Source organism: Saccharopolyspora sp. NPDC002578 (genome assembly GCF_053592695.1).
On record NZ_JBSFWJ010000017.1, the window covers coordinates 1 to 18,666 of the forward strand.

Below are 18,666 nucleotides of genomic sequence, written 5' to 3' on the forward strand. Positions count from 1 at the left end.
CCTCAGCGTTCTTCTCGCTGCGGGATCTTTTTCCCAAGTGGCTCCGCCACGAGGGAAAAAGCTGTCCTCGCGAGAAGAACGCTGAGAACCCGCGGCGGTGCCGGTGGGCATGGTGGTCGCTGCTCAGCGGCTTCGCCGCTGACAAGACGAATGATCAAGAGCGCTGCTCACCTGGACTGCAGGTTGAGGCTGGTGTGAAGTAGACCAGGGCCGGCCGCACGGGGGGCGTCACGGCCGGCGCCTGGGGTTGCGATCGCCGGTGGCGCGATACCGGCGAGCAGCAACTCACCCAGTTTGACGCGCGTGCACGCCTGGTGGATGCCACTTGGTCAAGAACTACGCCCGAAAGGGTGGGAGCGGCTGGTGTTCGGCGGTCCGCGCTGCACCGAATGCTCGGCCGGAGTGCGAAGTTCGGCCCGATACGGCGATTTGTCGACATGGCGACATGTGCGCTCGCCGACAGATCGACGGGTCGACCTGTCGGCGAGCGGTCCTCATGCCTCGCGCGCGTCGCGCTCGGCGATCAACCGCGCGTAGCGCGTGCCCCCGGCCAGCAGGATGAGCCCGGCCGCGAGGAACACCAGCACCCGCACCAGCCCGGACAACGCCGCCAGGTCGAACACCAGCAGCTTCGCCAGCGCCACCCCCACCAGCACGAACCCGGCGACGCGCGCGGGCACCGAGTGGATGCCGCGCAGCAGCGACAGGAACGCCAGCACCATCCAGGACACGGTGATCAGGGCGTGGCCCGCGAGGAAACCGGTGCGGTCCGGCGCGACCAGCAGGCTCAGCGTCAGGACCGCACCGCCCCCGCCGTAGAGCAGGCCGGCCGCGGCGGGCAGCACGGCCCGCGGGGTGCGCGCCAGCACGCCCAGCCCGATCGCGGACCAGGTGGTGGCGGTGGTGCTCGCCCCGATCAGCAGGAACGCCGCCAGCCCGGAGAGCATCGCCGAGATCCCGCCCGACGCGTACGGCTCGGCGGCGAACGCGAGGAACAGCGTCGGCGGCGCTGGCGAGACCAGCGCGATCAGCACCCCGGCCGCGCCGAACAGCGCTGCGCCCAGCAGCAGTCCCCGGCCGCGCAACCGGTGCGCGAGCAGCGCCAGCAGCAGCGCTTCCACCAGCAGGCTCAGCGAACGGCCCGAACCACCGGCCACCAGCAGCGTCGCCTGGAAGGCGGTGGCCGCGCCGACGCCCCCGGCCACGACGCCGAGCGCGGCGGGCAGGCCGCCCGCGCGGCCCGCGCACCAGACGGCGGAATACAGCGCGGCGACCAGCGCCAGGACTCCCAGCGCGGCGAAGCGGTCCAGCATCGGCGCGGCCAGCAGCGTCGGGGTCGCGGCGGTGATCAGCAGCGCGATCGCGAGCGGGTCGCGGGGACGGCGGCGCGCGGTGATCACGGCGAGCGCGAGACCGGTGGCGGTGACCGCGAGCGCGGCGCACGCCGCGGGCCACGGCGCTCCCGTGACCAGCGCGTGCCCGTCGCCCACGAGGGCGGCGATGATCGCCGGGACGGCGGAGGCCGCGGTGAGCCCGCGCCAGGACCGGCGCACCTGCACCGGCGTCGCGGCGATCTTCAGCACGACAAGGAACGCGGTCAGCAGCGCGGTGGCGGCGGGTTCGCGCAGGACCGGGCCGAACAGCAGCGGCGCGCACAGCGCGCAGCCGAGCACCACGCCGACCGCCAGCGCCTGCGACCGCCAGCGGTCGGCGAGCCACAACCCGAGCGCGCCCAGCACCAGCGCGGTCGCGAGCCCGGCCGGGGCGGGCAGGAAGCCGTAGAGCGCGGTCGCCGCGAGCACGTCCAGGTACAGCACGGCGATCCCGGTGGCGGCCAGCGCGAAGGCACCGGCGACGGCCGAGCGGTGCCGGACCCGGAACGCGCTGCCGAGCAGCACCGCGCCGAGCGCGGCACCACCGGCGACCCGTCCGAGCGGGCCGATCCACCCGTTCTGCACCGCCATCACCATCAGCAGCACGACCCCGAGCAGGGTGATCGCGGCGCCGGACCAGGCGAGCACGCGGGTGCCTTGCCGGGACGTCCAGTTCGCGAGCCGGTCCAGCATCGGTGGTTTCGGCGGGAACAGCGGCGGCGCGGGTGGCATCGCGGGGCCGGGCGGCGGTGCCTGCTCGCCACCGCCGACGGGCCGGTTCAGCCAGGTCAGGAGGCCGTCGGGCGGCGGCCCGGGGTACGCGGCCGCCGCGTGCTGCGGGAACGCGCGCTGTGCGGCGAGATGTTCAGAGCCGGGCGCGCGCGGGTGCGGTGCGGTGCCGGGCAGGGCGTGCGCGGCCTGCGGCGCGACCGCCGCACCGCCGTCCTGGTGCGCGCGGTCCTGCTGGGCGGGAACGGGCCCCGAATACGGGGCAGCCCCGGCCGCTTGCGCGGCCGGGGTCTGCGTCGGTTCTGCGAAACTGGTGTCGACGGGCTCGCCGGGGATCGGTGCCGATCCGGTGCGGATCGTCGCCTCCGGGAGCGGGAGCGGGAGCGGGATCCGGTCCGGGACGGCCGGTCGCGTCCGTCTGCTCCCCGGCGCCGGGCCGGGTGGTGCTGGTCGGTCGGGTGGTGCGGCGGCGGGGCCGCCGTTGCTGGTGCTGCGTTCCCCAGTGATCACGGTGTCACCCTCGGTGTTCGTCGTGTCTTCCCCAGTGGTTGTTGCGCGCTCCGCGTTCGGCCCGCGAAGCTGCTCCCCGAGCACGCCGAGCTCAGTGCCCAGTTCCGCGAACATCACGGCGATCCGGTCGATCGGATCGGCGAGCTTGTCGAGGTCGGAAGCGGGGCCTGCGATCGTGCGTGCTGTGCGCTGTGTTGCCATGAGCACACTCTGTCGGCCCAAGGGGTCCGGCGGGATCCGTATGGCTACTCATCGGTTACTCATCGGTTAGTGGAATCGCTGGTCCGTACGGGTACGTACCGGATCGCGATTTCACCTGACGTGCCCGTTCAGGCGGTGCGTTTCCAGGCCGATCGGATGAGCGGTGCCTACGATCGAGGAGAGGCCGCAAGAGAAGGGTATGGTCTAGACCATGTCGCTGTTCACTGGTGTCGGAGTGAGTTCCGGCCGAGCATCCGGCCCGGTCGCCAGGGTCGCCGAACCCCTACCCGAACCGGCCGCGGCCCCCGCGCCCGCCGACGCCGCAGCGGAGGCGCGCCGCATCCGCCCGGCCGCCGAAGCCGTCGCGAACCGGCTGTTCGAGCGCGCGGGAGCCGTCGGCGGTGAGGCCAAGGCCGTCCTGGAGACCACGGCCGCCATGGCGCTGGATCCGGCGCTGCTGTCCCAAGCCGAGCAACTCGTCACGAACAACGCGCTGCCCGCTCCGCGCGCGGTCCACGAGGCCGCGAACGGCTTCGCCGACGCGCTGCGCAACGCGGGCGGCTACCTCGCCGAACGCGTCCGCGACATCCACGACGTGCGGGACCGGGTGATCGCCGAGCTGCTCGGCGCGACCCCGCCCGGCGTCCCCGACCTGGACCGGCCGAGCGTGCTGATCGCCCGCGACCTCGCGCCCGCCGACACCGCGGACCTCGACCCGCGGCTGGTGCTCGCGCTCGTCACCGAAGAAGGCGGGCCGACCAGCCACACCGCGATCCTGGCGCGCGCGCTCGGCATCCCCGCCGTCGTCGCCGCGCGCGGCATCCTCGCCGCCGCACCCGTCGTCGGCGTCCTCGTCGACGGCGACACCGGCAGCGTCGAGACCTCCGGCGAGCCCGTGCGCACCCAGGCCGCCGAACGCGACGTGCGGATCGACTGGAACGGCGCCGGCGGCACCGCCGACGGGCACGCCGTGTCCGTGCTCGCCAACGTCGGCTCCGCCTCGGACGCGCGGCTGGCCGTGGACGCCGGGGCGCAGGGCGTCGGCCTGTTCCGCACCGAGTTCTGCTACCTCGGCGCCGACGAGGAACCGGACGTGCGCACCCAGCGCGCCGCCTACACCGAGGTGCTCGCCCCGTTCGCCGGTCGCCCCGTCGTCGTGCGCACCCTCGACGCGGGTGCCGACAAACCGCTGTCGTTCCTGGACATGGGCGCCGAACCGAACCCGGCGCTCGGGGTGCGCGGGCTGCGGGTGTGCTTCGAACGCCCCGGCGTGCTCGACCGGCAGCTGGAGGCCATCGCCGGTGCCGAGCAGGACTCCGGCGCGACGGTGTCGGTGATGGCCCCGATGGTCGCCACCGCGGACGAGGCGGCGTGGTTCGCCGACCGGGTCCGCGCCGCCGGGCTCGGCCGGGCGGGCGCGATGATCGAGGTCCCGGCGGCGGCGCTGACCGCCGACGAGCTGCTCGACGCCGTCGACTTCGTCAGCGTCGGCACCAACGACCTCGCGCAGTACGTGTTCGCCGCCGACCGCATGTCGGGCGCGCTGGCCGGGCTCAACGACCCGTGGCAGCCCGCGCTGCTGCGGCTGGTGGCGCTGATCGGGCAGGCCGGGCACCGCCTCGGCAAGCCCGTCGGCGTCTGCGGCGAGGCGGCCTCGGACCCGCTGCTGGCGGGAGTGCTCGCCGGGCTGGGCGTCAGCAGCCTGTCGATGGCCGCCGCCGCCGTTCCCGCCGTCGGCTCGGCACTGGCGTCGCACACGCTCGTCGACTACCAGAAGGCGGCGGAAGAGGCCAAGAACGCCCCCAACGCGGCGCGAGCCCGGGAATCCGCCTTCGCCACCCTCCAGTGAGGCGCCGCCGAGCGGTGACCGCCCGACCGGGCCTCCCGCGCGACCGGGGATGAGGTGCCGAGCACCTCACCCCCGGTCACCGGCTGCGTCCCGGCGGGGCAGTACCGGGACGCGGCGGACGGCGAGCTCCATCCCCAGCGGAGCCCGTCGTCCGCGGATGCCGCGAGGCACCCGCGTCAGGCCCGGACGTGGTCGCCGAGCATCGGCCGCACCAGCTCCCGCAGGCGCCGGGACGGTTCGATGCCCAGCTCCCGGTCCAGCAGCTGCTCGTAGCGCCGGTAGTGGCGCAGCGCCTGCGCCGGGTTCGACTGCTTGAGCAGCACCTCCACCACCGCGCAGTGCGCGGTCTCGCGGAACGGTTCGACGACGGTCGCCGCCTGCGCGACCTCCAGCGCCGTCGCCAGCTGGCTGGACTGCACCAGCCGCTCCGCGGCGATCTCCAGCGCGTGCACCTGGAGCTGCTGGAGCCGTTCCCGCTCGGCCAGCACCCAGTCCTCGTACCAACCCGGCAGCAGCGGGTCCTGCTTGGCCAAGGTGTGCCCGATCGCGGCCCAGTCCGCGATCGGCTCCACCGGGTCCTCTCGCAGCAGCCGCTCCCCCGTGGACGTCAGCTCGTGCACGTCCACCGAGAGCTGGCCGCCCAGTTCGACCTCCGCGCCGTTGCCGACGATGGCTCCCGGCACCCGCCTGCGCACCCGCCACAGCGTGGTCCGCAGGTTCGCCAGCGCGCTCTGGTCGTCGTTGGCCGGCCACAGCGTTCCGGCGACGAGGTCCCGCTGCGTGCGCCCGCGCAGCGCCAGCAGCGCCAGCAGCCGCTGCCCGTTGCTGGAGACGGGCACCCCGACGCCGTCGCAGTGCAGCGACCACCCGCCGAGCAGTGCCAGCCGCAACCGCTCCCCGGCGTGCGGCCGTGGGAGCGGGATCGGGCGCGCAGGTCCCTCGCTCATGGTTCCCCCTTCGTCCGGCAAAGACCGGCCGCACCCGAGGCGCGGCCCGTCACCGGTGGCGTCGCAGGCGTGACGGCGTGCCGTTACAGGCCTACGCACCGTGACAGATCCGCAGGTCACGAGGTGCGGAGGCCGAATCGGTTGCGGGTGACCGGGGCGCGGTGGCGCGGCACGTGCCGGGGGTGCTTGCGGCGGTACCACTGGCCGATCTTGCCCCCGATGCGGATGGCGAACGCGATGCCGCCCATCCACGGCAGCAGCAGCACGAACAGCGACAGGACGGCCACCACCCCGGTGAGCACGTGGCCCTGCGCGAATCCGTCGAGACCCCAGAGCCAGAACTCGTGCCCGCGTTCCAGCGCCGTGCCCAAGTAGCGGGGGATCCGCACGAACAGCGTCAGCAACGACAGGAACAGCACCGGCACCACGATCGCCACCCAGCAGGTGACCAGCAGCCGGACCTGGGGGCGCAGACCGGCGCCGACCTGCTCCCCCGGCTGCTGCTTGCCGAGCAGCTTGCGCACGAACGGCCGCACGTGCGCGAACAGGTTCGGCACCCCCACCAGGTCGCCGAGGATGTAGTAGCCGTCCAGCCGGATCAGCGGCAGCAGCTGCTGGAGCATCTGCATGTGGCTGAGCACGATGAACACCGCCAGCGGTGCGAAACCCGTCGCCCAGAACAACCCGGCCATGCCGATGATGTAGATCGCGTTGAAGTACAGGCCGCCCAGGTCGGTGCGCAACCGGCCGGCCCGGTCGAGCCGGTAGGCGTCGGTGACGTTGGTGTAGAACGCCGGGAAGATCAGCAGGATGCCGAAGCCGATCGCGCCGGGCCTGCCGCCGCCGTAGTGGCACCCGGCGGCGTGCCCGCTCTCGTGGAACAGGGTGGACGTGACGATCAGCAGGATCAGCACGAGCACGTGCGCCGGGTCGCCCACGGACGCGTGGAACGCCGCGTCCAGCGAACCGGAGGCCACCAGCGCCACGTCCGCCACGACCATCGCGCACAGCACGGTGACCACGATGACCGGCTGGAACAGCGGGGCCAGCACGGCGGCCAGCACGCGCACCACGCCCGCGGGCAGCAGCACGCCGCGCATCGCCAGCGAGATCAGCGGGTCCGCCTTCGGCGCCTCCGCCACCGGTTCGTCCAGCTCCGCCACGCCCAGCTTGTGCAGCTTGTCGCCGATCAGGAAACCCACCCCGGCCGCGGAGATCTCCGAGCCGCAGGCCGCGGTGACCCGCTCGGCGATCTCGCGCAGGTCCCGGTGCCCGTCGATCTGCGAGGCGACCAGGTGCAGGAGCTCGGACACCAGGATCATCTGCCCGTCGGCGCGGGCGATGAGGAACCGCGGATCGGTGTACCCGGCGCCTTCGTACCGGCCGCACAACGAGACGCCGTCCGCGAGCTGCGGAACGGAGCGCTCGTCCACCTCGGCGATCTGGGCGGGGTCTCCGGCGGTGGTGGCCACCGGCGCGACCTCCGCGCCGGTGCGGTCCGCGTCCGGCCGCTCGGGTGCGGCGCCTTGCGCGGGCACGACGGGCAGGGCGGGCTCGGTGGGAAGGTCGGGCTCGGCGGGTGCCGCCCGCCCTACCTGGGTCGCTTCTGACATGGTTCCCCTCCAGGAAAACCGGCCGGGGACGGAAGAGTTCCCGTCCCCGGCCGGCCGGCACGTCCGATATCCGCTTTTACTTTCCGTATCCGTACTGGTTGGCCAGCGCGAGTGCGTCGCCGCCGACGGCGGTCGCGACGGCGATGTTCACCGGCACGTTGACGTTGACGTTGACGAGGCCGCCCAGGGCCTCCCGGGCGGGCAGCAGCTCGGCCGGTTGCGCGGCCAGCTCCAAGCGGTCCATTCATCCTCCTCAGTGGTGTCCGGCCGCGCGCCACTGGTTTTCAACGGCGCACGGCCGGGAACTCGGTCAGGACAGGTCAGTCCTGGCTGAGGTCGACGTGCTGGTTGGCGGTGGCCCCGGCGTCGCCGCCCAGGGCGACGGCGGTGGCGGTGTTCTGCGCGGCCACCAGGCCGAAGTACTCGTTGACGTTGAAGCCGCCCAGCGCTTCGCGCTTCGGCAGCAGCTCGGCGGAGACTTGCAGCTCGGAGATCTCGAACTTCACGATGCGCTCCTACGAAGTAGAGATGGTGAGAACAGGTCGCGGCGCCAACGCCGCGGGAAAGGTGCCTCGGGGCAGGGGCCCCGAGGTCACCCCACGGCCCTGACCACGGAGTCCGTGGTCACTGACCAGGTCAGCCCTGGTCGAGGTCGATGTCCTGGTGGGCGGTCGCGCCGGCGTCCCCGCCGATGCCGACGGCGGTGGCGTTGTTCTCCGCGGCCACCACGGCGAAGTACTCGTTGAAGTTGAAGCCGCCCAGGGCCTCGCGCTTCGGCAGCAGCTCGGCGGACACTTCCAGCTCGGAGATCTCGAAAACGCTCACGGTCGTACTCCTCATCGAGTTGACGAACTTTTCGAACGGCGGCGTTGTTCGCCGCTGCCGCGAAGTACGCCAGACCCGGCGTCACCGGCCCGTCACCTGGCCGTCACGGTGCGCGGTCGGCACTCGCGTGGGCTACCGGCAGGGCGCGTTCGGTCACCTGCGGTGAAACGTGCTGGTGCGCAGGGGAAATCGCGGGGCTCGGCCGGGAACGACAAGACCCGGCGACCGTCGTGGTCGCCGGGTCGGGTGAATCGGGCGGGATCTTGCGGAAGGACCGCCGGTCAGTCCTGAGCGGCCTCGCCGTCCGCGTCCAGGCCGTGCTCGATGGCGTAGCGCGCCAGCTCGACGCGGTTGTGCAGCTGCAGCTTGCGCAGCGTGGACTGCACGTGGTTCTCCACCGTCCGGTGCGAGATGACCAGCTTGTTCGCGATCTGCCGTGCGGTGAGGCCCTTCGCGACCTGGCGCAGCACCTCGGTCTCCCGGTCGGTGAGCTGCGGCGCCTGCGACTCCGCGCCCGGTGAGATCGCCATCCGCCGGTACTCGCCCAGCACCAGCCCGGCGAGGCCCGCGGTGAACACGGCGTCCCCGGCTGCGGTGCGGCGCACGGCGTCCACCAGCTCGTCCACCGATGCGGACTTGACCAGGTAGCCGGAGGCGCCCGCCTTCACCGCCTCCAGCACGTCGCTGTGCTCGCCGCTGGCCGACAGCACCAGCACCCGCGTGCCGGGGATCTCCTGGGTGATCTGCCGCGAGGCGTCCACCCCGGAGGTGTCGCCGAGGTTGAGGTCCATCAGCACCACGTCGGGCCGCACGGTCCGCGCGATGCGCAGCGCGGACACCGCGTCCCCGCTGGTGGCGCGGATCTCGAAGCCGCGTTCGGCGAGATCCCGCGACACCCCGTCGCGCCACATCGGGTGGTCGTCGACCACCATCACCGACACGTGCGGCTCGGTCATCCTTCTCCTCCTCCGCGCGGTGCCGGGTCGGCTCGCCGGTCCTCCGGGGCCGTCGGTTCGGATCCCGGCGATGGGTCGGGCTGCGGGTCCGCGGTGCCTTGGGCGGCCGGTGCCGTCCGCCGGGTGAACATCCGCTTCGCCGCCGTTCTCGTCCGCCCGCTCGCCGCCCGGTCGGGCGGCGTGTTCGGGTGCGGTAACCGGATCTCCCACTCGGTGCCCTCTCCCGGCGTGGTGTCCAGGGAGATGGTGCCGCCGAGGTGGTCGACCCGGCCGCGGATGGATTGGGCCACGCCCATGCGCCCCTCCGCCGCCGCTTCGTCCAGCCTGCCTTCGGCGATGCCCGGTCCGTCGTCCCGGACACTGATCACGATCTCGTTCGGCAGCTCTTCGAGCAAGACCCATGCGCGGGCATCCGGTCCCGCGTGCCGGTCCACGTTCTCCACCGCTTCCCGCACGATCGAGAGCACGTCGGATCCGACCTGCTCCGGCAACCGGACCTCGGTGGCGGGGACGGACACCTGGACCTTGCCGGTGCGCAGCACCTGGAGGCGCGCGACCAGGTCGATCTCGCCGCCCGGATCGTGGTCCGGCGGCCCGGCCGCCACCAGCGACCGCAGCGCGATCTCCTGCTCCCCGGCGAGCCGGGCGAGTTCGGCGGCCTCGCCGCCCATCTCGACGCCGCGGTTGCGCACCCGGGCCAGCACCTGCAGCACGCTGTCGTGGATGGAGCGGGCGAGCCGTTCCCGCTCGGCGGTCGCCGCTTCGGCGCGCAACGCCTGGCTGAGCCGTTCGGTGGAGCGGCGGGCGGTGTCGGCGGCCAGGCCGAACAGCAGGCCGCAGCCGATGAGCAGCACCGCGTCCTGGAACATCAGCGGTTCGACGCTGTCCCGGATCAGGAAGTTGATCAGCGCCGAGACCGCGCCGGACACGCCACCGCCGAGCCAGCCCCACTGCACCGCCGCCAGCGTCACCATCGACGGCTGCCACATGGTCGTCACCGAGGGGATGAGCGCGTTCATCTGCTCCTCGGTCATGATCAGCTCGTTGCCGAGGAACAGCGCGGAGATCAGCACCTGGTCGGCGAGCACCAGCGCGTTCGTCCGGCCCTCCCGGTGCCGGAACCGCCACACGGTGAACGCGGTCCAGCCGATCATGATCACGAGTTCGAGGGCCGCCAGCGCCGGTCGCGCGTAGTGCGGGAGCTGCATCCCGAACCACACGATCGCGTAAACGAGCCCGACGGAGCGGAAGAAGTTGTGCGCGCGCCACAACGGCGAGCGTCCATCGGCGACGCGAGGGCGTTGTGGTGGCGTGGACTTCGGCATGGCCACGGTTGCTCCTTCCCGATCGACCATCCTGCCGTATCGATCGAGTTCCGTGGCCCGATCATCGATCAACACGCTCAGTGTTTGTCGTCACCGACAGGGATTACACGAATGGAGCCAAGAGCCGGGTTTCCGGGCAAGATCAGGCTATGCCAGGCTCAGGAGAAGTAACCCGATCCGGTAGTTGGCTGAAGTACTACACCGCCATTCGCGCGCATTCCGAATGCCATCGGATCATGGCCCGCTCGCCCGTCCAGGCGAGGAAGAGACGTGAGGAATCATGGCGCCGTGGCCCTTGTGGCGGCTCCGGGCACCAGCACTCGTCTACGTGCTGCTCATCCAAGCCGTGGCCTTCGGACTGGTCGTCCTGGTGCTGTCGCTGAATTCGCCGCCCACGCTCGAGGAGTGGTTCCGGTTCGCGATGCTCGGCGGCACCGCCGCCGCGGTCATCGTCGCCACCTCCGTGTCCATCCACCTGCGCAGCGGCATCCGGCGCGACCCGTGGACGGTGCACATCGCCTACCTGGCGGCGGGCGGCCTCGCCCTGCCGCCGAACCTGCTGTTCCTGTTGCTGCTGGGGCCCGCGCTGCACGGCGTGCTGGAGGCCCGGCCCGATCCGCACCGCTGGTTGTTCGTGACGGCGGCGACGACGCTGGCGGTGTTCGCCGGCCGCGGCATCGTCGGCTGGCACGACCCCGAGTGGAACCCGCTGCTGGTGCTGCTCGGCGGCGTCGCGCTGCTGCTGGTGCGGGCGCTGGTGGTGGCCGTCGGCCTGCGGTTGCGCGAGCCCGCCGCCGCGCGCGAGGACGTGTTCGGGGACATGTTCGGGGAACCGATCGACGTGCTGCTGGGCATCGTGGCCGCGAGCTTCGGCGGGGTGCTGGGCATGGCGATGCTGCGCGAGCCGACCGTCGCCGTGCTGGGCGGGCCGGTGCTGGCGCTGCTGGACCTGGCGGGTCAGCTGCCGCACTGGCGGCGGTCGGCGCAGCGCGACGGCAAGACGGGACTGGCGAACGCGCTGCACTGGGACCGGGTCGCCCGCGTGGAGCTGCGGCGGGCCCGCTCGCGCCAGCGCGGCGCGGTGGTGCTGCTGCTGGACCTCGACCACTTCAAGCGCGTCAACGACGAGGTGGGGCACCTGGCGGGCGACGCGGTGCTGGCCGCGGTCGGGGTGATGCTGCGCGACAGCGTGCGCAAGGAGGACCTGGTGGGCAGGTTCGGCGGCGAGGAGTTCGTCGTGCTGCTCCCGAACGCCTACCTGGAAGTGGCGCACGCCGTGGCGGAGCGGGTGCGGCTGTCGACCGCGGCGCTGTCCGTGCCCACCCACGACACCTTGGGCGCGCCGCGCGAACTCGGCGGCTTGACGGTGAGCATCGGCGTGGCCACCACGACGCGATTCGGCTACGAATTGCCCGACCTGCTGGTGGCGGCGGATGCCGCGCTGCTGACGGCGAAAGCCTCCGGGCGCAATGCGGTCATGTTCGCTTGAGTTCGAGATTCTCGGCGAACGGACATTCTCACGAGTGGAATGCACGGTCGTTGAAACAGTTCGAGTCCGGGTCGAGAGGGCATCCGCCTTTTCGACCCGGACTCGTTTCGAATGTGGGGGTTATTCGACCGCGGTCGAACCGGAACCCGAATCGGTCCGGCCGGAGTCCTCGCCGGAGTCCGCCCCCGGCTTCGCCGGCGCCTCGGCTCCGGAGTCGTCGCCGGAGTCCCGCGGTGGCTCCGCCTCGTGCGGATCGTTCGGATCGACCGGGGTCTGCGCCCCCTCCCCCGCGGCCAGCGAGCGGATCGCCGAGTTCAGCACCGCGACCATCGGCACCGCCAGCAGCGCACCGACGATGCCCGCGAGCACCACGCCCGCGCTGATCGCCAGCACAACCGCCAGCGCGTGCACCTGCACCGCGCGGCCCAGCAGCAGCGGCTGCAGCACGTTGCCCTCGATCTGCTGCACCAGCAGCACCACGAGCACGACCAGCAGCGCGTCCACCGGCCCGTTCGTGACCAGCGCGATCAGCACCGCGACCGAACCGGAGGCGACCGCACCGACGATCGGTACGAACCCGCCGAGGAACACCAGCGCCGCCAGCGGCAGCGCCAGCGGAACGCCGATGATCGCCAGGCCGATCCCGATGCCCACCGCGTCCGCGACGGCCACCAGCGTGGTCGCCCGCACGTAGCCGACCAGCGAGGCGAACCCGCGCACACCGGCGGTGTCGACCCGGTCCCGCACGTGGGACGGCACCAGCCCGAGCATGAACAGCCACACCCGGCGGCCGTCGTGCAGGAAGAAGATCAAGGTGAACAGCGCCAGCACGAGGCCGGTGAGGAAGTTGCCGAAGGTGGAGGCCGTGGACAGCGCCCCGCTGGTCAGCGCGGCCTGGTTCTCCTCCAGCCACTTCGCGGCCTGCCCGAGGTACTGGTCGATCTGCTCCTCGCGCAGGTGCAGCGGCCCCGACAGCAGCCAGCCCCGGATCTGCCCGAGGCTGCGCAGGATCTGCCGCTGCAGTTCGGGGAAGCCGTTGACGAACGCGTTGATCACGAAGGTGAGCACGCCGCCGACCAGCGCCAGCCCGCCGACGAGCACCACGGCGGTCGAGATCGCCCTCGGCACCCGCAGCCGCGCCAGCCAGGACACGGCGGGCGCCAGCAGCGCCGCCAGCAGCAGTGCGATGGCCACCGGGATGACCACTACGTTGAGCCTGCCGACGGCCTCGCTGAGCACGTACAACATGCCGAGCACCACCAGCAGGCGCCAGCACACGGCTGCGGTGACCCGCAGGACCAGCGGTACGTGGGTGGCGGCGTCGTCCGGCGCGGTGATCTTCGGATTGCTCACCAGGCCACCGTAACCGCGTCGGAGCACGCTCAGGTGAGGTCGGGCCGATCTCGTGGGCACGGCGCGACGGCCGCCTGTCACCCGATCCGGGAGTGTTCGGCGAGATCACTACCTCTGCGGCGCGGCTGCTGACAGAGTGCCCGTCGGCAGTGGACGTCGATCAAGCCGCCGAACGGCTCAATTCCACCGTTCGAACGGCCGATCTCCGCGCCGAATGCATCCGCGACGGAAAGTGGAGCCGGGCCAGCAGATGTCGGACAGCCTCCGGAGAGCAGGCGGTGGTCGCGGTTGGCGGCTGCTCGCCCGAACTCTGGTCGTGGCGGGAGCCGCCGCGGCGGGGACGTCGGCGGGCTGGTTCGCCGGGCACGCCGGAGCTGACCCCGCGGTGCTCGACCTGCCCGGACCGGTGCTCGCCGCCGCGGACGACTCCGCGGGTGAGCGTGCTGCCGAGGACCGGCCGGAACCGTCCGGTTCGTCGCCGCTCCAGCGCCCCGTCGGCACCGTCGTGCACCACATCACCGAACCGCTGACCCGCGCTGCCGCGCCGGAGCCCGCCGAGGACGAGGAAGTTCCGGACGGCACCGGCTCCGCCGGCGACGGCGGAGCGGCCGGGAGCGCGCCGGGTCAGTCCGAAGTGGACACCGGGAGTCCGGAGTCCGCGGACCCCGGCCGGTTCTCGCTCGACTCCCTCGCGCCGCAGCGCCTCGTCGGCCGGGTGGCCGAGGCCGAACCCGTGACGACCGTGGTGCACGGCGCCGGTTCGCTGCTGGAACCGGTGCGCGGCGCGCTCGTCGCGGAACCTGGCGGCGAACGCCCCGGCCCGCCGCTGGGCGGGCTGACCCGGCCGGTGGCGCACGGACTGCACCAGCTGACGAGTCCACTGTGGAACCGACCGGCCCCGGAGCCGCCCGCGACCGCACCCCAGGTGCCCGTCGACGCCGCTCCCGCCGCCGAGCTCCCGCCCGCACCGCAGGACGCACCTGCCGCGCGAGCGATCGCGCACCCGGCCGCGCCCGCGGCCGCCACGACCGCCGCGTTCACCGCCGACGACACCGGCGGTCCCGCAGCCGCGCCCGCCGCGCCGCGCCAGGACCGGCCGTGGACGCCGGGCAAAGCGGCCACCCCGCCGCTGCCCCCGGGCGGATCCACCGGGCACGCGGGCGACGGCTCCGGCGGCCCCGGCGGAGTCGGGCTGACCTGGCCGATGGCGGACGCCGCCGCGCACCTCGCGGCCCTCCGCTCGCTCGACCGGACCGCGATCGCCGCGCCCGGCAGCGCCTTCGCCGCCTCGCCCGGCGCCACCCCCGACTGATCCGCGGCGTGCGGCGCGCGTGCGCCGCAGACGACCGCACGTTGCCCCCGAGCCGCCGCGACCCCTGGTCGACATCCGATGACGGCGCGCCTCGAACCATTGCTCTTCCCGCTCGCGCGGGGGAAATATCCGAAGGAGACCGCATGCAGACTTGGGCGAAGCGAGGCGTTCGTGCCGCGCTGGTCACCGGTGGTGTGCTGGCCGTGGGAACGACCATGGCCGCAGCCGAAGGCACCGGCCCGTCCCGGCCTTCCGGAAACGGGAACCACGGCAGCCTGGGCACCCGATACGATCAGTCGCCAGCAGATCCGGGACGGGGAGATTCCGTGTTGCCCGCGTTCGACGCCGACGACGCCACTCGGCCGCACCTGGGACGAGCGTTCCCGGCGCACCGCGACGCGGACGCCGGGCGCTACCGGGCGCTGGTCCTGACCGGGAAGATCGACCCGGTGCGGGACCTGCTGCCCGCCGTCGAGCACGACATGACCCAGGAGATCCCGGTCCTGCGCGACCTGGACCGGCACGCCCCGCGGCACCCGGACATGCAGCTCGCCGGCTGGGTCGGCGACCCGGCCACCGCGCGCCCCGCGCCGAGCGACGGGCGGCACAGCCTGCGGTTCGGCAACACCGAGACGTCGCGGCACACGATGCGCACCCCGTCCGAGGGCTTCCACCGCTCGCTGAGCTGGGCCGGTCCGATCGGCGGCATCATCCGCAACGGCCACGGACACCCCGCCGAGGCGCAGGTGCCCGAGGTGACCGGCGAACTGATCACCCCGCTGGCGGACCCGGCCACGGTCGACCCCGAGGACGGCATCGTCGCCCTGTGGCACGGCGCCCTCGGCAACGGCGAAGCGGGACGCGCGACGTCCGACGCGGCCGAACCCGCCGCGACCGGCACCGGCCTGCTCGACTCCGCGGACGTCGACCTCACCTCCGGTGAGCTGCCCGGCCCGGTCACCCGGCTGCACCAGGTGCCGCCGTCGCTGCTCGCCGTCGCCCTCGCCGACGCCCCGCACGTCCCGGCCGCCCGCGCGGAGACCGTGGCGCTGCAGGTGCCCGGTGAGCACCAGGACTTCCCCGACGTGCCGCCCGCGCTGGCCGAACCGCTCGTGCTCGACGGGCCCGCGCCGCGCGACGGCGCCGACCCCGGCCTGCACGCGCCGCTGCCCGTCCTCGGCCAGCTCTCCGCGTTCGGTGGCGGTCAGCTCAGCGGCCCGACCCTCGGGCGGCTGACCGACGCGCTCGGCGAAGTGGGCCCGCGTGCCGACGACCGGCCCACGGTGTCGTTCCTCGCCGCGATCCCCCGGTTCAGCACCACGCCGGAGGACGTGCCGGTGCGCGTGGAGGTCCTCGACGAGCTCGACGCCGCCACCCCCGAGAGCCGGCGGATCCTCAGCCACCCGCTGCCGCCCGAGCCGCGGGCCGCCGCCGAACCGGCGGGCGTGGAACTGCCGGTCCTCGGCGAGCTGCCCTCGATCAGCGCGGCCCAGGGGCACACGGTCCCGATCCCCGGCATCGGCGCGCAGCGCGCCTCCGACGACACCGTCGAGTTCCAGCGCATCTGACGCACCAGCGCACCGAAACGGCCGCCGGACCACATCAGGTCCGGCGGCCGTTTCGCGTGCCGTGCGGGGTTCTCCGCCCGATCAGGCGGGGGCGGAGACCTGCGGCTCGTCCGGTTCGGGGGTCCGGCTCGCGAGCCGGTGCGAGCGCCACAGGCCGTAGGCGTAGTAGGCCAGCAGCGCCAGCCCGAAGTACACGTAGGCGTTGCCCACCAGGTGTTCCAGCACGTTCCAGCGCAGTTCCCGGCCCTTGCCCTGCGGCACCTTCCACATCGGCCCGAGGGTGAAGAACGACGCGGCCAGCCCGGACATCATCAGCAGGCCCCAGTCCTGGCGGCGCACCGCGGCCCCCGCCAGCAGCACCAGGCCGGGAATCGCCCACACCCAGTGGTGCGACCAGGAGATCGGCGAGATCATCAGCGACAGCAGCCCGTTGAGGGTCATCGCCATCGGCAGGTCCCGCTGCCGCAGCGCGTGCACCATGGCCGCGACCGCCAGCGCCAGCACCAGCAGCGCCACCACCACGAACACCATCGACACGTTGCCGACGCCCAGCTTGGTCAGCACCGACCGCACCGACTGGTTTCCGGCGTAGACCGAGGCGTTGCCGGTGAAGGTGGGGCCGAACGACACGTTCCCGGTGGCCATCACCTCGTGCAGCCAGTACCGCCGGGTGCCCTCGAAGGCCAGCACCATGCCGATCAGCACCGTGCCGAGGAAGCCCGCGATCGCCGTCGCGATCGGCTTGAAGTCCTTGCGCAGCAGGAAGAACAGCAGGAACGCGGCCGGGGTCAGCTTGATCCCGGCCGCGATGCCGATCAGCAGTCCGCGCGGGTACGGCAGCTTGCGGCCGGGTTCGGTGCGCCACAGGCAGTCCACCGCGACCAGCGCCATCAGCACCAGGTTGATCTGCGCGTAGGTGAGGGTCTCCATGACGGGCTCGGACAGCGTCGCCAGCGGCAGCACCACGGCGGTCCACAGCACGACGCGGTCCCGCTGCCCGCGCAGGAAGGTCGACGCGTTGAACACCAGGTACAAGGTCGTCAGCAGCGCGACGTGCGAGATCAGCATGATGATCACGACGGCCGGGATCTTCGGGACCAGCCCGAGCGGGCTGAACAGGATCGCGGCGAACGGCGGGTAGATGAACGGCAGCTTCAGCCCCGACTCCGTCGCGGGCAGCGGGCCGTACATGTCCTTGCCCTGCAACCAGGCGCGGGCGCCCAACCGGTAGACCTCGCCGTCGATGTGGTCGTGCGGGCTGATCGTGGAGACCATGAGCACGGCGAGCAGCTCGGCGACGCCGATCGCGATCAGCAGCCTGCGGTGCTCGTGGGCCAGTGCTCGTATCAGGTCGCCGAAGGGTCGTCGCGTCGCGTCGTCCGGTCCGCTCACGGCCACGGGGGTTCACCGTCCTGGTCATCGATGCGGGGGTGCCGCCGATCTCGAGCGGCCCGCACCAGCGTAGAGGCAGCCGGTGATCGCACCGGAGCCCGGCGGAACCGGAACGGCTCGCAGGGCGGTCCGCAATCGAAGATCATCCGTCTTCTGGACGGCTCGTTTCCCGCATCGGGTGGTCCTTTTTGGTTGACCCGGGTAGTTGCTGACGCAGCGTTATTCGCGCTCGGTAAATACCACCATTACGGGTGGTAGTGATGCTCTTGAATTCGGACCTCTCCGCAGAGGAGAGTCCAGTGGACTGCTCCGTTTGGTGGGGAGGAGGGGCCGAATGAGTGTCCTCGACGTGACCGCACCGTCCCAGCTGCCGCCGATCTGGGACGAGCTGATCACCGGGCTTACCGTGGGCGTGCTGCTCACGGACGAGCGCGGCCAGGTGCTCGCCACCAACGACGTCGCCGCGGACCTCATGCAATTGACGAAGTCCGATCTGCTCACCGGCGCGCGTCCCAGCGGCTGGAAGGTGCGCGACGACACCGGTGCGGCGATGCCGGACTGGTCCGAGCTGGCCGGGCAGGTGCTGCGCGCCGGCTCACCGCTGTCCACCCCGATGGTCGTCGAACGGGGTGGGCATCCGACCCGGCTCTGGGCCGATTACCACGCGGTGCGGGCGCAGGGGAAGCGCCGCGTGCTGATCCTGCTGCAGGCAGTGCAGACCGACGTCGGGCACAGCCGCGGCCTGCTCGACCCGCTCACCGGGTTGCCCGGCCGCGCGCTGCTGCTGGACCGCCTGGAGCAGTCCCTGGTGCGGGCTCGCACCCGCGGCATGCTCACCACGCTGGTCCTGCTCGACGTGCACCGGCTCGCGGCGTTCAACACCGAGCACGGGTTCGCCCGCGGCGACGAACTGCTCGGCACCCTCGCGGGACGGCTCCGCCAAGGCATGTCCGACGAGCACACCGTCGCCCGCTACGGCGGCGACGAGTTCGCGCTCGTGGCCGACCACCCGCACGGCAACGGCGAGGCCATCGCCCAGCAGGCCCGCCGGATGGCGAGCTGGCCGATGCGCATCGGCTCCACCCGGATCCGCCCCAACCTCCGCGTCTCCTGGGTGACCACCAACGGCAACGCCACGGCCCACGCGGTCCTCTCCAGAGCAGAACAACAACTCCAGCACTGACCGGGCGAGCAAAGCGAAGCCTGCCTTGCGGCCGAAGGCCG

General features: G+C 72.7%; 16 protein-coding genes. 6 read left to right on the top strand and 10 right to left on the bottom strand.

Annotated features, from left to right (window positions below):
* On the top strand, positions 1–203 hold a 203-nt coding region (locus tag ACWD38_RS11050; protein WP_450123994.1), incomplete at its 5' end, for a hypothetical protein.
* 291 nt (positions 204–494) lie between these two features.
* On the opposite strand, the gene ACWD38_RS11055 is transcribed toward ACWD38_RS11050, so the two are convergent.
* Complete coding sequence (locus tag ACWD38_RS11055) at positions 495–2,813, bottom strand: DUF2339 domain-containing protein (protein WP_450123995.1); 2,319 nt, start codon at positions 2,811–2,813, stop codon at positions 495–497.
* A gap of 211 nt (positions 2,814–3,024) precedes the next feature.
* Here ACWD38_RS11055 and ptsP point away from each other — a divergent pair, with 211 nt between their 5' ends.
* The gene (ptsP, locus tag ACWD38_RS11060) at positions 3,025–4,662 is read left to right on the top strand and encodes a phosphoenolpyruvate--protein phosphotransferase (protein WP_184484062.1); all 1,638 of its coding nucleotides are present in this window, start codon (positions 3,025–3,027) and stop codon (positions 4,660–4,662) included.
* Between the two features lie 176 nt (positions 4,663–4,838).
* On the opposite strand, the gene ACWD38_RS11065 is transcribed toward ptsP, so the two are convergent.
* From ACWD38_RS11065 to macS, 7 genes are all read right to left on the bottom strand, one after another.
* The gene (locus ACWD38_RS11065; protein WP_184484064.1) at positions 4,839–5,609 is read right to left on the bottom strand and encodes an AfsR/SARP family transcriptional regulator; all 771 of its coding nucleotides are present in this window, start codon (positions 5,607–5,609) and stop codon (positions 4,839–4,841) included.
* Between the two features lie 116 nt (positions 5,610–5,725).
* The gene (locus ACWD38_RS11070) at positions 5,726–7,222 is read right to left on the bottom strand and encodes a hypothetical protein (RefSeq protein WP_450123996.1); all 1,497 of its coding nucleotides are present in this window, start codon (positions 7,220–7,222) and stop codon (positions 5,726–5,728) included.
* A 76-nt stretch (positions 7,223–7,298) separates the two neighbouring features.
* Complete coding sequence (locus tag ACWD38_RS11075; protein ID WP_184484068.1) at positions 7,299–7,466, bottom strand: hypothetical protein; 168 nt, start codon at positions 7,464–7,466, stop codon at positions 7,299–7,301.
* 76 nt (positions 7,467–7,542) lie between these two features.
* Positions 7,543–7,728 (bottom strand): hypothetical protein, encoded by a 186-nt coding sequence (locus ACWD38_RS11080; protein WP_184484070.1) that lies wholly within the window; start codon positions 7,726–7,728, stop codon positions 7,543–7,545.
* A gap of 130 nt (positions 7,729–7,858) precedes the next feature.
* Positions 7,859–8,047 carry a hypothetical protein gene (locus ACWD38_RS11085; RefSeq protein WP_184484072.1) on the bottom strand — a complete coding sequence of 63 codons (189 nt, stop codon included), beginning with the start codon at positions 8,045–8,047 and terminating at the stop codon, positions 7,859–7,861.
* A gap of 281 nt (positions 8,048–8,328) precedes the next feature.
* On the bottom strand, positions 8,329–9,003 hold the full coding sequence (locus ACWD38_RS11090; protein ID WP_184484074.1) for a response regulator: 675 nt from the start codon (positions 9,001–9,003) through the stop codon (positions 8,329–8,331).
* The gene (gene macS, locus ACWD38_RS11095) at positions 9,000–10,328 is read right to left on the bottom strand and encodes a MacS family sensor histidine kinase (protein ID WP_450124021.1); all 1,329 of its coding nucleotides are present in this window, start codon (positions 10,326–10,328) and stop codon (positions 9,000–9,002) included. The genes ACWD38_RS11090 and macS overlap by 4 nt, the downstream gene beginning before the upstream one ends.
* 280 nt (positions 10,329–10,608) lie before the next feature.
* Between macS and ACWD38_RS11100 the strand changes: the two genes are divergently transcribed.
* Positions 10,609–11,817 (top strand): diguanylate cyclase, encoded by a 1,209-nt coding sequence (locus ACWD38_RS11100; protein WP_450123997.1) that lies wholly within the window; start codon positions 10,609–10,611, stop codon positions 11,815–11,817.
* Positions 11,818–11,937: 120 nt separating this feature from the next.
* Here ACWD38_RS11100 and ACWD38_RS11105 read toward each other — a convergent pair whose 3' ends face one another.
* On the bottom strand, positions 11,938–13,170 hold the full coding sequence (locus ACWD38_RS11105) for an AI-2E family transporter (protein ID WP_450123998.1): 1,233 nt from the start codon (positions 13,168–13,170) through the stop codon (positions 11,938–11,940).
* Positions 13,171–13,420: 250 nt separating this feature from the next.
* Between ACWD38_RS11105 and ACWD38_RS11110 the strand changes: the two genes are divergently transcribed.
* Together ACWD38_RS11110 and ACWD38_RS11115 are read left to right on the top strand one after the other, a co-directional pair.
* Complete coding sequence (locus ACWD38_RS11110) at positions 13,421–14,482, top strand: hypothetical protein (protein WP_450123999.1); 1,062 nt, start codon at positions 13,421–13,423, stop codon at positions 14,480–14,482.
* Positions 14,483–14,808: 326 nt separating this feature from the next.
* Positions 14,809–16,050: a hypothetical protein gene (locus ACWD38_RS11115; protein WP_184484082.1), complete on the top strand. Its 1,242-nt coding sequence runs from the start codon at positions 14,809–14,811 to the stop codon at positions 16,048–16,050.
* Between the two features lie 81 nt (positions 16,051–16,131).
* Here ACWD38_RS11115 and ACWD38_RS11120 read toward each other — a convergent pair whose 3' ends face one another.
* A complete protein-coding gene (locus ACWD38_RS11120; protein WP_343071643.1) occupies positions 16,132–17,442 on the bottom strand; it encodes a glycosyltransferase 87 family protein in 1,311 nt (436 codons plus the stop codon).
* A 334-nt stretch (positions 17,443–17,776) separates the two neighbouring features.
* On the opposite strand from ACWD38_RS11120, the gene ACWD38_RS11125 reads away from it, so the two are divergent.
* Positions 17,777–18,625, top strand: a complete 849-nt coding sequence (locus ACWD38_RS11125; RefSeq protein WP_184484084.1) for a GGDEF domain-containing protein — start codon at positions 17,777–17,779, stop codon at positions 18,623–18,625.
* The last annotated feature ends 41 nt before the right edge of the window (positions 18,626–18,666 follow it).

What these genes read in the sequence shown, in the direction of transcription:
- ACWD38_RS11055 (WP_450123995.1), bottom strand. Translation starts at nt 2,813, where the DNA reads ATGGCAACACAGCGCACAGCACGCACGATCGCAGGCCCCGCTTCCGAC.
- ptsP (WP_184484062.1), top strand. Translation starts at nt 3,025, where the DNA reads ATGTCGCTGTTCACTGGTGTCGGAGTGAGTTCCGGCCGAGCATCCGGC.
- ACWD38_RS11065 (WP_184484064.1), bottom strand. Translation starts at nt 5,609, where the DNA reads ATGAGCGAGGGACCTGCGCGCCCGATCCCGCTCCCACGGCCGCACGCC.
- ACWD38_RS11070 (WP_450123996.1), bottom strand. Translation starts at nt 7,222, where the DNA reads ATGTCAGAAGCGACCCAGGTAGGGCGGGCGGCACCCGCCGAGCCCGAC.
- ACWD38_RS11075 (WP_184484068.1), bottom strand. Translation starts at nt 7,466, where the DNA reads ATGGACCGCTTGGAGCTGGCCGCGCAACCGGCCGAGCTGCTGCCCGCC.
- ACWD38_RS11090 (WP_184484074.1), bottom strand. Translation starts at nt 9,003, where the DNA reads ATGACCGAGCCGCACGTGTCGGTGATGGTGGTCGACGACCACCCGATG.
- macS (WP_450124021.1), bottom strand. Translation starts at nt 10,328, where the DNA reads ATGCCGAAGTCCACGCCACCACAACGCCCTCGCGTCGCCGATGGACGC.
- ACWD38_RS11100 (WP_450123997.1), top strand. Translation starts at nt 10,609, where the DNA reads ATGGCGCCGTGGCCCTTGTGGCGGCTCCGGGCACCAGCACTCGTCTAC.
- ACWD38_RS11110 (WP_450123999.1), top strand. Translation starts at nt 13,421, where the DNA reads ATGTCGGACAGCCTCCGGAGAGCAGGCGGTGGTCGCGGTTGGCGGCTG.
- ACWD38_RS11125 (WP_184484084.1), top strand. Translation starts at nt 17,777, where the DNA reads ATGAGTGTCCTCGACGTGACCGCACCGTCCCAGCTGCCGCCGATCTGG.